Origin of the sequence: Bremerella cremea (genome assembly GCF_003335505.1) — a bacterium.
GTDB classification, from domain to species: Bacteria; Planctomycetota; Planctomycetia; order Pirellulales; family Pirellulaceae; genus Bremerella; species Bremerella cremea_A.
This window is the reverse complement of the sequence record NZ_QPEX01000024.1, coordinates 345,476-359,598: the sequence shown is the minus strand read 5'-3', so window position 1 is coordinate 359,598 and position 14,123 is coordinate 345,476. Positions and strand designations below refer to the sequence as shown.

Here is a 14,123-nt window from a genome sequence, read left to right as displayed (position 1 = left end):
CTCAAATTCCCTCTTGTTGGATAATTAGATAAGGGGATATTGAAGGCCTGGGTAAGTGGTCTTCTTTGCTCATGGAGACACTCTCTTGCGTCTTGCGCTTCAAATCTATTCGGCAAATTATGGTAACCGGCGCGTCTGGTTAGATGGTAGCCAAGTCGTGCGCATTGGTCGCACGACAAAGTCCGAGCTAACGGTTCCCGATGATCCCCATCTATCAGGCTTGCATTTCTCGATCTCGCGTGAAGGCGATCAGGTCGTCCTGAAAGATTTGCAAAGCCGCAACGGGACATTCGTCAATGGTGCCAAAGTTGGGGCAGCTATCCAATTGCATGATGGCGATGTGATTGTGGCTGGGAAAACGCAGTTTCAAGTCGTCATGCTTAGCGACTCACTGGGTGAGACTTCCCCTGCGATCGGACCGCCTCAATTGGCTGGGCAGTCGAATCTTCCGCCTGGTCGTCCCGGGGATGTGTTTCCCTTAGAGTACGACCGGACCGAGTCGATAGCGCCCGAGAACAATCCGTTTTATCAAGCAAAGCAAAAGAAAGAAGCCGAGCCGGAAGGCGTGCAAAATTATCCCCGCCTGAGCAGCCAGACTTTCAAGATTGTTCGCCGTAACGCTGGGCTGGGAAGTGATTATGTCGATAATCGCCCGCAAGAAGACAGCCTGAACTCGCCTCCGGTAGACGAGTTGAAGGATGGCATGATGAACATGCCGAGTGCTTCGCGGGCACAAGCTTTGCCCCAACGGTCGCTCTCGGCCGCTGAGATCGCCCAAGGCTTGCAGATGCGTTACGAAACCAGGCTGGCTCCTTCGGGCATGACCTACTTCTGCCCTCGTAACGAAGTTAAGCCTCCGACCGACGTGGCGGATTTCATTGGCCAGAATCGATTCTTGTACGCGATTGCCAATTACGGTCGTTTGCAGCCGCAGCAGCAACCAGGCTTCTATCAGCAAGCCATGGCCGCTGGCGCGGTCCAGATCTCAAGCACGCAGCTTTTGATTGCTAAGCAAGACAGCAGTGCCTTCCACGAAATCTTACGGCAAGCGTGGGGCCAAGACGCGATCATCTGTATGGCGAGCCGACTTGATAAGGTGGAGTTTGCAAGTCTCACTTATCGGCTGACTAACGAATTGGCTAGTCCCGCCGAGTTGCTGAATCATTTGTATTCTGACGGCCAATACACCAACTACGGTTTCTTAGATGGGATTTCGGCTATCTTGTTGGAAATCGAACGCGGTGCCCGTTGGGTGATATTTAAGAACGATCAAGAGATTCGCACGTGGCGAACGCTAGGCTTGCCATGCCCGCCAGAGTTGGTTGGCTAGAGCAAGCGATTACCGAGTGAAAAAGAACAAGGGATCGAAAGCTGCTCCTTCGATCCCTTGTCTCGTTATTAACTTGAAAGTTTGCTCGCTGGCGACTAATTCACCAGCAAGGCCGCCTGGGAAAGTCGCTTCAAGACTTCGTCAACCGCGCGTCCCATCACCATGTCGATGGTCAGGCTGTCGGGCTTTTCACCCTTTTGCTGAATGACCAGCTTCCCTTCATCGACCAAACGTTTAAGCTCGACGACAAGTTGTTCTCTGGTCCGGGTGCCGTCAATATAGGGAGTCAAGTGCTTGGTTAGGTCGTCGACCGTCACGGTTTCGTGCCGGGCATTGGTCAGACGATTAACGCTCTTGGCTTGCATTTGTGCCACAGCCGAAGTCTTGGGTTTGTCGGACGGCTTGCCCACAAACATAGACGGGTTGTATTGCAGTTCCACAATGCCGCTAACCGTCATGTGAATGAGATTCGTCGCTAAGGAACGCTTCAAGGCCTCGATCTTTGAGGCATCCGAGATCGTGTCTTGGATCAGCGTGTCCATGGCATGTTGAAATAGATTCTCAAACGAGATCGCCTCTGGGTACGATTCTCGCAATCGCCGCACCGTGGCGATCACCAGTGGATCTTGAGTGGTCATCGATTGCTTGCTGATGGCATTGACGAATGTCGTCGGAGCGTTGACATCGGTCTGAGAGGCTTTCCCGTCTTCTACCTTCTCTTCCATGCTGCTGGCGATGTAGGCGCCTTCGAGCGATTCCAAGCTAAGGGCGCGGGAGATCGGCGCAGACTTATGGCACAGCAGTGTTTGGCGGAACATGCGGTTGCGAACGAAGTCGGCATATTGTTCCCGCTGAACGATATCTGGGGCAACTCGTTCCAAGGTTTGGGCGATTTCCTTGGGGAAGTTTCCGATCCACATCGAAGCCAATTGCGATTCGCCCAGGTACTGCAAGTCGTGCTGCTTTGCTCGCTCGACGAACTCGTGGAAGTAGATGGGCGTGTTGTCTTTTTCGAGATGCTCGTGGAACAAGTAGTTGTCGGATTGACGACGCAGTAGTTCCAATTCACTGTTGAGCAGCATGCCGTACGCGCCCCGATCGGAGGAGACACTTTTGGCGAGAAATTCGATCAGCGCCCGCGATTGTTGGATGCGTCGTGGCGGATCGTTAAAGTTCCGCACATGATAGTTCATCATGTCGCGGATCATCCCTCGTAAGTGCCACCCGGGATAGGTGTTGTAGCTGATGTAGGCAATGCCGTGTTCGGTTAAGTTGTTGTGGCAAATTTTGAACACTGCTTCTTGGACATCGTGCGGAATCCAAGAGAAGACGCCATGAACGATAATGTAATCGAACTTGCCGAACGACTCGTCAATGTCCGTGCAGTCCATGTGCTTCAGTTCGATATTTCGCAGGCCTAGTGCCTCGATATTCTTTTGGCCTGATTCGATCTGCTTCTTGGAAAGATCAACTCCCAGGAACTCGCTGCCCGGCAACGCCTCGGCCATTGGAATCAGGTTGCCCCCAGCAGCGCAGCCGATTTCCAGTACGCGACACTTCTCGATCGGAGTAGGCTTCAGCCCGAACAAATGCCCCACCGACGCCAAACGCTCGGGGTGAGACTGACGAAAGGGGTGGCTCGGGTAGGGAACGACATCGTAGCTGTACTCTTCTTCGGCTAGTGTTGCTTGTTGCGGGTTTTCGGCAGTGCTCATGAGCTCTTTCACGAAAGGGGGCAAGAAGAATCGAAGACCTGACGGGGGGGCAAATGCCCGGCTCTCTATAAGGATTTATTCTTTCCTCAAGCAAGGCAAGTGTCGTGACCAAACTTGCGAAACTCGGCTAAATCCTCCGGTTTTCCGGGCAATTTTTGACGATTGCATTCATCAGGACAGTTAAGACAAACAACGCGATCTAGGTAATCGTTATTTAAACAACGATTGTAGCGGTTGCCCGATGACACCACCTTGCTGACCGATAAGGCGCGTTTGTTTGGCGGCCTGTGGGAGACTGGCTTTGCTAGATAGCCAAACTCAATATCTCGTCTTTGAGAGTTCTGAGCCGAGGCAAATTGCCGGAGACGTGAGAGGACTTCGGCCTGCGTGGACTCTTCTTCTCTGCCCCCGCTTGCTGAAGCGGAAACGTCCAGCAGCGGAGGGAGAAGGAAGACCATGGAAATCACGAGTGGAGCATTGATAGATCAAAGGCGTTTTGCCTTCTCGTTCTGACCTGTGCCCATTCGTGGTTTCCCCATAAAAGCCTACTGGCCCAAGACGTAAGCGAACATCAGCGGGGCCACGATCGAGGCGTCGGAGTTGATCATGTACTTGGGGCTGTCTTTGCCGAGTTTGTACCAGGTGATCTTCTCGTTAGGTACGGCACCGCTGTACGAGCCGAACGATGTGGTCGAGTCAGAGATCTGGCAGAAGTAGCTCCACAAGTTGGAATCACGTTTTTCCAAGTCTTGCAAGATCAGCGGCACGGCGCAAATCGCGAAGTCACCGGCAATCCCACCACCAATCTGGTAGAAGCCGATTCCCTTCTTTTCGTGCTCTAAGTACCACGTGACAAGGTCTTGCATCATCCGTGTGCCAGGATGGATCACGTTGTGTGTGGAAAGCGTGCCATCGAACACGCGAGCTGCAAAGATATTGCCCAGGGTCGAGTCTTCCCAGCCTGGCGTGAAGACGGGAATTCCCTTTTCATAGGCGGCCAGTACCCAGCTATGCTCTGGCGGAATTTGGTAGTGCTCTTGGAGCTTGCCATCTTTCAGCAGGCGGAAGAAGTAGTCGGTCGGGAAGTGCTGCTCTCCCTTTTCGTCGGCTTCCTTCCAGTATTCCAGCAGGTTGTGCTCGAAGTGGCGGATTACCGTTTCCGGAATGCACGTATCGGTAACCCGGTTAAACCCGCCTTCGCGCAGTTGGAATTCGTCTTCCGGCGAAAGATCGCGGTAGTTGGGGCACATCTCGTAATCGTCGTGGGCTACGAGATTAAAGAAATCTTCTTCAAAGTTTGCCGCTGTGCAGCTGATTGCGTGGACCTTGTCTTGCCGAATCATCTCGGCCAGCGAAATGCCCAATTCGGCGGTGCTCATTGCCCCGGCGATCGACATGAACATCTTGCCGCCACCTTCGACCAACGATTTGTAGGTCTTGGCTGCGTCCAGCATCTCGCGAGCGTTGAAATGGCGGTAATGCTTCTCCATAAACGCGCTGATGCTCATGGCCAGTTCTCCTGCGGAAAGTTCGGGGCGACGCCCAGGGCAAAATTAAAAGGTGCAAGGCGCGAAATTATAACAATGCGGCAAGCTGAGCGAAATCGGGCAGGAAGTCGCTTAGGGGATGCCATGGGGACTTTACGAAGAGAAAAAGCAGGGCCTCCGACATGCTGACGAGGAGCCTAGGAGCGACCTGACGATTGCTTCTGAGAGGCATCTTGACTGGTTTGCTGCGATTTGCCGCGTAGAATAGGGCAGTTTTAAATTACCCTCTGAGGCACCAATTCTTATGGCTTACGTTGCCGCCACGCTTTTGATGTTTGCCAACATGGCTGCCTGGGTGACGACGTTGTTCACCTTGCCTGGCAATTGGATTTTGCTGGGTTTTACTATCCTTTATGCCTATTTTCTACCTGCCGATTATTACCCCCGCGTTAGCTGGAAGGTCGTGATTGCGGCAGCGGTGATTGCCTTGCTAGGGGAGCTTATCGAATTCCTGGCCGGCGCGGCTGGAGCAGCCAAGCAAGGAGGAAGCAAGCTGGGGATTTTTCTCTCGTTGGTGGGTGCTTTTGTGGGAAGCCTGGGCGGGGCGATCTTGCTTAGCTTCATCCCTTTTATCGGCACAATGATCGGTGCCCTGCTAGGAGGCGCACTAGGGGCGTTTGGCGGGGCTTGGGCGGGAGAACACAATACCCAGAAGACGTCCGAAGAACGCTTTGCGATCGGTAAAGGAGCCTTTATTGGCCGTATTCTGGGGACAGTCGGAAAGTTGGCGATGGGGGTGATCATGTTAGTGGTGATCACGCTCGATTCTTTTCTCGATATGAACGGCGCCCCCCTGGCAAAGCCACTGCCTCATGGAGAAGTCTCTCGAAGTGATGGGCAACAATAGCTGCAGACGTTCTAGCCCCTTGGTCACGGATTGCCGGTAAGCGGCGAGGGGGATTGAATCACCACGGTGGAAGGTCTCGTCCTACCCAACGGCTGGTTGTATTGGTCGCTTTGAATTTGCCCAAAGTAGTTACCAAAACCGTCGCCTTTTAGCCGCACATCGGAATGCCACGTTTTGCCGGTGGCGGTAATGGTCCAACTGAAGCTCACCAGATAGGTATCTTCGGTGGGCGAATAACGCACGTCTTCCACTTTGGTCGTCACTGTGGAAGGATTGTTCGTGTTTTGGGCAAACTGTTGAGCAACCCTTTCCACCGAGATCGGCATGGCCTGCCCGTTGGCTGGCGAGGATAAGAGATGCGATTTGATTTCACGGATCTCTTGGAACATCATGACGTTGGTCAAAATCAAAGCAGCGATCGCGATCCATAGAATAACGCTACTTAAGGAAAAACGAATCGCCGCTGGTGGGGAATCTTCAAGCTCGGGATTCGTCACGATGATGCTACTCGTTCGACTTCGAAATGGTCTTAGGTAGAAAGCTGGCTATTATCGTAGTCGTGGCTAAGGGCTGCAACCAGAAAGCGTTTTCTTAATCTTGTGGCGAGGTCGCGGTCGCAGCTTGGCTGGGAAGGCCGATGTGTTGTACTGGAGGGTAAAGCCACGGTATGAACCAACGCGTAAACCACGGCATAACGAGCCAGGCCAAGGTGATCACGACGAAAACGTTGACTAAAGCACGCACGAACAGATCTGGCAAGTTCGGCAGCAGAGGCGGAAGTGCCGTCGACCATAGCCAGGAACTGGGGAACACGGCCAACCAAGTGATGATGGCCATCTTCCATTTAGGAGGCGGATTGGAATTGGGAGTACGGAAGAAAGCCTCAAGTCCGTGCAGTTTTCGGCGAACTCCTTTATCGACCACCAGCGGTTTGGTTCGTTCGTAGAATTCTCGAAACCGCTCTGACTGGTAAAACGCGTCACAGGCTTCTTGGCTTTCAAACGATCGCAAGATACCAAACTCGCACCCGTACGTTCCAGGAACAGGAGCCAGAAGCAGTACGCCGGTGGTGCCAGGCTCGTGTAGTGAAGTGCGTGCGAACTCGCGCAAGGCAGCCTCGTATTCGGCTTCCTTGCCGGGCTTGGCCTGATGCGTGATCGCAACGTGAACTCGATCAGGGGGAGAGGCTTTCATGACACGCTTGTTGTTTTGGGCTAGAAGTATCTTTCTCGTTATCCACGAGGGTAGCAAAGCACTTTATCATTCACGCTCCGTTCCCAAGAGGCAACGCCTGGTAATGTTTAGGGGGCGAACCATTACGTTTGTGTTAGTTCGGGGCGAACCGTGCGAAGCGAGTTTGTTAAGGAAGCAGCCTCGTAATCGCTACTTTGTGGTGGGTGAGTGCCCGTGCTCTGGAATGGGAAGAGTTCCTCGATTACCGGATCGTTTTCACGCTAGTTGGGCTGTATTGCGTTGATAGCCATTGACGAATCATGAAGATTGGCAGAAATTCATGAGAAAGCTTCTGAGTCGCTTTCCGAGAGAGCCAAGCCTGGGCTGGCAAGCGGCTTTCATTTGAGATGATCGTTCAAGGTCGCCCCGCTAAACAAGTCGTATTCCAGGGATTCCACATCCCAGGAAATCGAATCGGCCAGCGTGCTCGTCGCGCTGGCCGATTTTGCATTCTGCTTGCATCCACGACGGTTACTGGAAGGGATCTTCGTCCTGCGCATCGACCGAGTTGTTTGTGCGATCGATCTGCGGTGGTGGTTTCAACGCACCAGCGATCAACCCGCGCGTGGTTACCTGGGTCGTGCCTAGGCCACGACGGTAATCCTTGTGGATAATACGGCTGGGGATGTCGGCGTACTTAAAGAACGAAACATTCGGTATCTGCGATTCGCTGACCTTCGACTGGGCCGTTTCTCCCTCACGCAGAGTCATAAACATCGGCGAACCACTTTGCCGCCGGCTTGACCAGATGAGGTCATTTCCTTTCATGACCTTGAGCGTGTAGATATTGGGGACGTACGACACCGTTACTTCTCTTGAGCCGCGCGAAAGGAAGGAACTGTTGTAATAGGTTGTCGATTGGGTTTCCCCTTTTGTCGCATCGGCATAGATGATTAACGTGGGGTTCTCGGCGTCGAGAGTCCACTGGTTGGCTTCGATCTTGGCGAGCATGGCGTAATAAACATCGCGGTTGAGTTGATCCCCACAGCGAACTTCCAAGCGAACTCGCTCGCCTGGTTTGGTAATTTCTAGATCTTCGCGATTGACCGTATCGAACACATCGGCAACTTTTGGGCCAGGCAGTTTGACATTGCCAACGGCCAGCCCTTCGTTGCGGTTGTTGTCGCGAACCGAGGCCCCGTACACCAGGTGGTCGTTTACAATATGAACCAGCGGACGCTCTTCGTCGCCATGCTTGGTGGTGTATTCAAACTGATAGCTCCAGATAACGATGCGCTGGGTGAGGCTAAACAGGAGAAGTTCGCGGTAGCTTTTGACCATGATCTTGTCGTCCCCGAGCCAAAACATCGATTTGACCGAGACCCGTCCAATATCGTCCGCATGGAAATAAGTCGGCTCGGCGTTGGCATTGGTTAAGTCCCAAACCGCAAGCTGATGGTTGTCGAGGACGGCAGCCTTTTTACCGTCTTCGCTCAGCGCAACTGCTTTGGATCCTTTCGGGGCCGGAAGTGCCGTTAAGATGATGCCCGACATGGGATCAAACACGCGGACTTGATCTTGTTCTGGTAGAAAGGCGTACTTCTTCGTTCCACTAAACGCAGGCAAAGAGTCGCGGAAGGACTCTTGCTTGAGACGGTACGCCACGCTTTTTTGATCGACATTCCAGCCGACGTACTCTCCCTTGTCCCATCGCTGCAAGACAATCCGGCCGTCAATAATCTGGGCCCATGGATCGACGCTGGTTCCTTCTAGCGGATGGGCTTCCCAGCGGACAATTGGTGTAGCCATTTCGTCCGTTGGCAAGACCTCCCAGATCGCTAAAGCAATCTTCTTTTTGCTACCCAGCGTTTCGCCATCGATGTAGCTGTACGTCAACAGGCGGTGCGATGGAGGGTGGTAGTCCAGTACGTATTCTTCTGGTGGAAGTTTCTGCTGAGCGGCAATCTTGTTATCGGCAATGGAAACCCAGATTAAACGCGTTGTTGCTTCCCCTTTGCGAGGATGCCGTTCCGCCGACGCTAGAACCAACGAATCAGGGCCACCCACGGGAATGATCACGCCGAACTCTTCGCCATCGCTAAAATCACCCAGCCGGCCAAACGCGGCACCTCCTTCTTTCAGCTTCATGTAAGAAGGCAGCGGGTCCGGCAAGATGGCGATACGGTCATCGCTTGAGATTGCCGGCTGGAACTCGTTATCGGTGGTGCTTCGTCCGAATCGGGTAATTGGCAGATTAACCGGTGTGGGGGCAGCAGCACCTCCCATGAAGCGGCGGATGCGATCGATATACCGCTGATCACCGTCGCTCAGCTTCGAGATGGGAACCTCAAGCTCGGCCATGTCTGGCTTGCGAATCTTGAGCGTGTCGCCATAAATGCCTAGCGGGGCAGCCATCACTTGAAAGGAACCCGAGGCATCGGTCCAGTTACGAGCTGGAGCGATCGCGTCTTCTTCGTAAGGGAAGCGAACGATGTTCTCATCGAATATTTCGGTCTTAAGACGGCCGCCGTCCTGGTATTGGATTTTGAGTTGTCCGCTTTTTCGGCTGATATCAAGGACGGTACCGGTGTACCATTTTTTCCAGAACTTCTTGTATATCTGAACCGTGTCGCCACGTTTAAAACGGCCAGCGTTGGCCGTCAGAGGAATCGCCAAGAGAAGGGCCAGCGAAAGCAGTAAGCCAATTTGAATACGTTGCTTGAAATTCATCTCGTTTACCATGCCACAGGCGCATTGGAAGGGAAAAGCAGATAAGGATAAGTGCGGATTGCAGTGCGTGATTCACCACGACATTCGCTAGGGAGTCCAAAATATTGGAGAATGGAACGACCCATCGAAGGAATTTTATTATGGCAAGCACGCAGGCGAGTGTCAGGCCAAATTTCCCAGAATTGCGTGATGAGCCGTAGGTTTTGCTGCCAATGAAAAAAGACCTGCCATTAGCAGGTCTTTTTTTGATTTATCGTTCGCTGAACAAGCAAGCAGCTCAACTAGGTAGGCATTTGGCTACTCAAGCCACCAGCGGCGGGCACATAGCACAGCTTGGTATAGTCGGCCACCATGCGGTGAGCACTGAATCGCCAAGCCAACGTGCCAATGCTGTACATCATTCGCTTGATCCAACCTTGCGGCAGGCCGTCGACGTCGCGGTCGTAGTACAGAGGAATGACTTCGTTGGCCAGAACCTTGTACAGGTCTTCTGCGTCACGGGCGTCTTGCTTGGCTGTGTCGGTATGAGTACGACCGGTGCCAATGGCAAACCCATTTCGTCCGTCGTACGCTTCTGCCCACCAACCGTCGAGGATCGAGCAGTTCAAGCCACCGTTGAGAACAACCTTTTGACCTGAGGTGCCAGAGGCTTCCAGCGGCTGACGCGGGTTGTTCAACCAAACGTCAACACCTTGAATCATGTGACGGCAGACGTTGATGTCGTAGTCTTCGATGAAAACGATGCGATCACGGAACTGTGGGTCGTGACGCAGGTTTTGGATTTTCTTAATCTTGGCCTTGCCGGGCTCGTCTTTCGGGTGAGCCTTGCCGCTGAAGATGAACTGAACTGGCCGCAGTGGATCACTCATCATTTCCACAAGACGATCGACATCGGTCAGCAGCAAATCAGCACGTTTGTACGTGGCGAAACGTCGCGCGAACCCAATGGTGAGGATATTGGGATCGAGCACGGTTCGTGCGCGTTCCACTGCATCATCGTTTTCACCTCGACGACGACACTGACGCGAAATACGGCGGCGGACGAACTGCAGCAGCAGATTCTTCAGCGTTGCGTGGGTTTCCCACAGTTCGCCTGGGTCGACGTTGTGAATCGATTGCCAGACTTCCGATTCGCCCATCCGCTGATACCAGCCGCTGGGGAAGTGGCGATCATAAAGTTGCAGCATCTGCCAGGCGATCCACGACGGGATATGCACACCGTTGGTGATATGCCCGATCGGAATTTCTTCCTCGACACGCCACGGCCAGAGGTGAGCCCACATGCTGCGCGAGACGTGCCCATGCAGTTGGCTCACGGCATTCGCCCGGCGGGAAGCTTTGAGGCCGAGAACGGTCATGCAGAACGTTTCGCCCTGATTGTTCGTATCAACACGTCCCAACCCCATGAGTTGTTCGTGCGAGATGCCGATCGACTCGCGCAGAAAACCGAGGTGTTCTTCGATCAAGCCGGCGTCGAAACGGTCGTGACCAGCGGGAACCGGCGTGTGGGTGGTGAAGACGGTGCGTTTGGCAACTTCTCGTAAGGCATCGTCAAAGCTCATGCCATCTTCGTGCATGTGCTCGCGAACCGCTTCGATCGTAGCGAACGCGCTGTGACCTTCGTTCAGGTGGTACACGCCTGGGTGAATGCCCAAAGCCTTTAACGCTTTGATACCACCAACGCCGAGCACCATTTCTTGGCGAATACGGGTTCGCTCGTCGCCACCGTACAAACGGCTGGTCAATTCACGATCTTCCGGGCTGTTGCCGTCGACATCGCAGTCGAGCAGGAACAGCGGCACGCGACCGACGTTCATCTGCCAGACCTTGGCCCAGAGCTTGCCACCCTTAAGGTCGATTTGAATGGTGATTGGTTTGCCGGAAGGATCGACGGCATGCTTCATGGGAAGGTTCTCGACTTTGGTGTCGAGGTACTCTTCCATCTGGTAGCCTTCTTCGTTCAGGTGCTGCTTGAAGTAGCCCTGATCGTAGAACAGACCGATTGCCACCAGCGGCACGCCCAGCCCACTGGCGCTCTTGATATGGTCGCCCGAGAGAACGCCGAGACCGCCAGAGTAGATCTGAATCGACTCGTGAATGCCGAATTCAGCCGAGAAGTAAGCCACCGGCTTCGATCCCAGCACACCAGCGTGGGTATCGGCCCAAGTGGTGGAACTGGCCATGTATTCTTTAAGGCGGCGATACGCGTGGTTGATGCGGCTGTAGAGCACCATTTCCGCCACACGTGTTTCTAGCCGTTCCGGTGTGAATTCACGGAGCAACGCGATCGGATTGTGATCCAACTGACGCCAGCGAATGGGGTCGAGGTCGCGGAACAAGTTGAAGACATCTGGCTGCCACGTCCACCACAAGTTATTGGCCAGAGACATGCACTTCTCGTACAACTTATCGGCCGATAGCTCGACGGGTGCTTTCACTGGTTCTTCGTCAGTTCGTGTCATTTCAGCCTGGCTCATCAGCAGTCACCTATGAAATTGAACATTCAAGCCTTTCGGAGTCGATGCACACTGGCAATGTAGCGAGTTGGCTACTAACTGGCGACCCCGGAAGCGTTTGCTAACCATGGTTTGTTCAGGATTATGGTTGCAAGCAGTGGCGAGCTATCAAGAGTTATCCTGCATTCCTTTCGCAGCTTGCCAACTTGCCGTAACTTAATGATCGAATGAAACCGTGTCGAAAGTTGAGTCCCTTCGTGGAAGATACGGTACGCAAACAACGGGTTGCTATTTTATGAGCATGCGGAATGATGGATTGTGAAGAAAGCGTTAGCCTGCTCAGGCGAACGCAAACCGGGTGCCAACATCCAACGCACGTACTCATTTCAGCGTGCTCGCGAGGTGCATAATGTCGAATAACGAAATCATCACGCCCGATTCACCTAACCTTGGGGCGCTTTGTACGCAGCTAAGTGAAATGTCTGGTTCCTTGCAGTCCGCTGCAGATTGGCCTGGGCAGCAGCTACAAAAATGTGCAGATCATGCGGTCTTCCGCTGGTTCATCGCCCAAGAGCAGGGCGGCTTTGGGTGGTCGGGGGATGATGTGGTGCGGGGATACATCGAGCTTTCCGCCGCTTGCCTCACGACTACGTTTGTGATCACGCAGCGCACGGGAGCTTGTCGCCGTATCGCATCGAGTGAGAACGAAGACCTCAAAGCCAAGCTGCTGCCAGACTTGCTTGCGGGAAAAACTTTTGCCACGGTGGGCATTTCGCACCTAACGACGAGCCGCCAGCACTTGAAGAAGCCCGTGCTCCTAGCTACTGAGGCAGATGGTGGCTATCTATTGGATGGGTATAGCCCGTGGGTTACCGGAGCCAAGGCTGCCGATACGCTGGTAATTGGGGCAAGTATGGAAGATGGGAGACAACTGTTGTTGGCGATACCGACCACCGTCAGCGGACTTGAAGCTGGAGAGCCTGCGGAACTTGTGGGACTTTCTGCCAGCCAGACCGGCCCTGTTAATTTTCAACAAGTATTTTGTCCCGCAGAGTGGGTGCTTGATGGACCGCGTGAAGATGTGATGAAACGGGGCAGCGGTGCGAACACCGGAGGTTTGGAAACCTCGACTCTGGCGGTGGGGCTATCGACGGCCGCGTATCGCTTTCTCGTCGAGCAGCGTGAGAAGCGATCGGAGTTTGCTCAGCCAACCGAACGTTTTGAAGCGGAACTGGACAGTTTGAAGAACGACCTGATCGCGGCCGCCGCTGGAACGCCCTCGTGCGATCCGATGCAAATTCGTACGCGGGCGAACAGTTTAGTCCTGCGAATCACCCAGGCTGCACTCAGCTCTGCGAAAGGGGCAGGCTACTTGCAATCGCATCCTGTCGGCCGCTGGTGCCGCGAAGCCCTATTCTTCTTAGTCTGGAGTTGCCCGGCCAACGTCCTGTCTGCGAACCTGTGCGAACTTGCTAAAATCGAGTGAAAGCCTAGGAGGGAGGTAGCCACAGAGCTCGCCGCTAGAAGAGCAAATGCGTGGTTGCCTCACATCTTTGTTTACCCGCAAGACACAGCTCCCTCTTCCCCTTGATTCCCCAAAATCGAAGCGTCATTCATGGAAAAAGTTGAGATTACCTGGCACGATCACCACGTTTCCCGTAAGGATCGAGAAACGCTGAATGGGCATGCCGGCGGCGTGGTTTGGTTTACCGGTTTGAGTGGTAGTGGCAAAAGCACCGTTGCCAATGCGGTCGACAAGAAGTTGCATGATTTGGGGATTCACACGTTTCTCTTAGATGGCGATAACGTGCGGCATGGACTTAATGCTAGCACAAAAATTCTCGAACAATCGTACGAACCAGAGTTCGCCAAGCGGTTTGGCTTGGGGTTTGGCGCGGAAGATCGCACCGAGAACATTCGCCGTATCGGGGCCGTGGCCGAGCTGTTCTGCCAGGCAGGTGTCTTGGTGCTGACTGCGTTTGTGAGTCCCTATCGATCTGATCGCGAGGCAGTCCGGAAGATCGTTGAAGCAAGCGGCGGCACGGGGGATTTTATCGAGGTGTTTGTTGATACGCCGTTAGATGTATGCGAACAACGCGATCCTAAAGGGCTATACAAGAAGGCTCGTGCTGGCGAGCTGAAGGGGTTTACGGGGATTGATGACCCGTACGAAGCACCGGCCAGCCCGGAGGTGCATCTTGCCGGTGGCGAGGCCTCTCCAGACCAACTGGCCGATCAAGTGATTGCCTGCTTGCGTGAACTTGGCAAGCTGCCAAAGGTTTAGCTTGACCATTTCCTGACCACCTTCTACAACTACCGATAGCA

Annotated in this window: 10 protein-coding genes; 4 read left to right on the top strand and 6 right to left on the bottom strand. The window is 53.8% G+C overall.

Annotated features, from left to right (window positions below):
* Positions 1-85 precede the first annotated feature (85 nt).
* Positions 86-1,330 carry an FHA domain-containing protein gene (locus DTL42_RS12875; RefSeq protein ID WP_158545355.1) on the top strand — a complete coding sequence of 415 codons (1,245 nt, stop codon included), beginning with the start codon at positions 86-88 and terminating at the stop codon, positions 1,328-1,330.
* A 95-nt stretch (positions 1,331-1,425) separates the two neighbouring features.
* On the opposite strand, the gene DTL42_RS12870 is transcribed toward DTL42_RS12875, so the two are convergent.
* Positions 1,426-3,045 carry a methyltransferase regulatory domain-containing protein gene (locus tag DTL42_RS12870; RefSeq protein ID WP_114369123.1) on the bottom strand — a complete coding sequence of 540 codons (1,620 nt, stop codon included), beginning with the start codon at positions 3,043-3,045 and terminating at the stop codon, positions 1,426-1,428.
* 545 nt (positions 3,046-3,590) lie between these two features.
* A complete protein-coding gene (locus DTL42_RS12865; RefSeq protein WP_114369122.1) occupies positions 3,591-4,553 on the bottom strand; it encodes a deoxyhypusine synthase family protein in 963 nt (320 codons plus the stop codon).
* A gap of 283 nt (positions 4,554-4,836) precedes the next feature.
* On the opposite strand from DTL42_RS12865, the gene DTL42_RS12860 reads away from it, so the two are divergent.
* Positions 4,837-5,439: a DUF456 domain-containing protein gene (locus DTL42_RS12860; protein WP_114369121.1), complete on the top strand. Its 603-nt coding sequence runs from the start codon at positions 4,837-4,839 to the stop codon at positions 5,437-5,439.
* Between the two features lie 23 nt (positions 5,440-5,462).
* Here DTL42_RS12860 and DTL42_RS12855 read toward each other — a convergent pair whose 3' ends face one another.
* The 4 genes from DTL42_RS12855 to glgP all read right to left on the bottom strand — a co-directional run bounded on the left by DTL42_RS12855 (position 5,463) and on the right by glgP (position 11,804).
* Positions 5,463-5,936, bottom strand: a complete 474-nt coding sequence (locus DTL42_RS12855) for a hypothetical protein (RefSeq protein WP_114369120.1) — start codon at positions 5,934-5,936, stop codon at positions 5,463-5,465.
* 94 nt (positions 5,937-6,030) lie between these two features.
* Positions 6,031-6,633, bottom strand: coding sequence for an antibiotic biosynthesis monooxygenase (locus DTL42_RS12850; RefSeq protein ID WP_114369119.1), 603 nt, complete (start codon positions 6,631-6,633; stop codon positions 6,031-6,033).
* 510 nt (positions 6,634-7,143) lie between these two features.
* Positions 7,144-9,342, bottom strand: coding sequence for an SHD1 domain-containing protein (locus tag DTL42_RS12845; protein ID WP_158545354.1), 2,199 nt, complete (start codon positions 9,340-9,342; stop codon positions 7,144-7,146).
* Positions 9,343-9,623: 281 nt separating this feature from the next.
* On the bottom strand, positions 9,624-11,804 hold the full coding sequence (glgP, locus tag DTL42_RS12840; protein ID WP_234824192.1) for an alpha-glucan family phosphorylase: 2,181 nt from the start codon (positions 11,802-11,804) through the stop codon (positions 9,624-9,626).
* Positions 11,805-12,207: 403 nt separating this feature from the next.
* Here glgP and DTL42_RS12835 point away from each other — a divergent pair, with 403 nt between their 5' ends.
* Positions 12,208-13,284 (top strand): acyl-CoA dehydrogenase family protein, encoded by a 1,077-nt coding sequence (locus DTL42_RS12835; RefSeq protein ID WP_114369116.1) that lies wholly within the window; start codon positions 12,208-12,210, stop codon positions 13,282-13,284.
* A gap of 129 nt (positions 13,285-13,413) precedes the next feature.
* Entirely contained in the window at positions 13,414-14,082 is a 669-nt protein-coding gene (gene cysC, locus DTL42_RS12830; protein WP_114369115.1) for an adenylyl-sulfate kinase, read from the top strand.
* The last annotated feature ends 41 nt before the right edge of the window (positions 14,083-14,123 follow it).

Excerpts from the sequence above, each read along its gene's own strand:
- DTL42_RS12870 (WP_114369123.1), bottom strand. The coding sequence starts at position 3,045 with ATGAGCACTGCCGAAAACCCGCAACAAGCAACACTAGCCGAAGAAGAG.
- DTL42_RS12865 (WP_114369122.1), bottom strand. The coding sequence starts at position 4,553 with ATGAGCATCAGCGCGTTTATGGAGAAGCATTACCGCCATTTCAACGCT.
- DTL42_RS12860 (WP_114369121.1), top strand. The coding sequence starts at position 4,837 with ATGGCTTACGTTGCCGCCACGCTTTTGATGTTTGCCAACATGGCTGCC.
- DTL42_RS12850 (WP_114369119.1), bottom strand. The coding sequence starts at position 6,633 with ATGAAAGCCTCTCCCCCTGATCGAGTTCACGTTGCGATCACGCATCAG.
- DTL42_RS12845 (WP_158545354.1), bottom strand. The coding sequence starts at position 9,342 with ATGAATTTCAAGCAACGTATTCAAATTGGCTTACTGCTTTCGCTGGCC.
- glgP (WP_234824192.1), bottom strand. The coding sequence starts at position 11,804 with ATGACACGAACTGACGAAGAACCAGTGAAAGCACCCGTCGAGCTATCG.
- DTL42_RS12835 (WP_114369116.1), top strand. The coding sequence starts at position 12,208 with ATGTCGAATAACGAAATCATCACGCCCGATTCACCTAACCTTGGGGCG.
- cysC (WP_114369115.1), top strand. The coding sequence starts at position 13,414 with ATGGAAAAAGTTGAGATTACCTGGCACGATCACCACGTTTCCCGTAAG.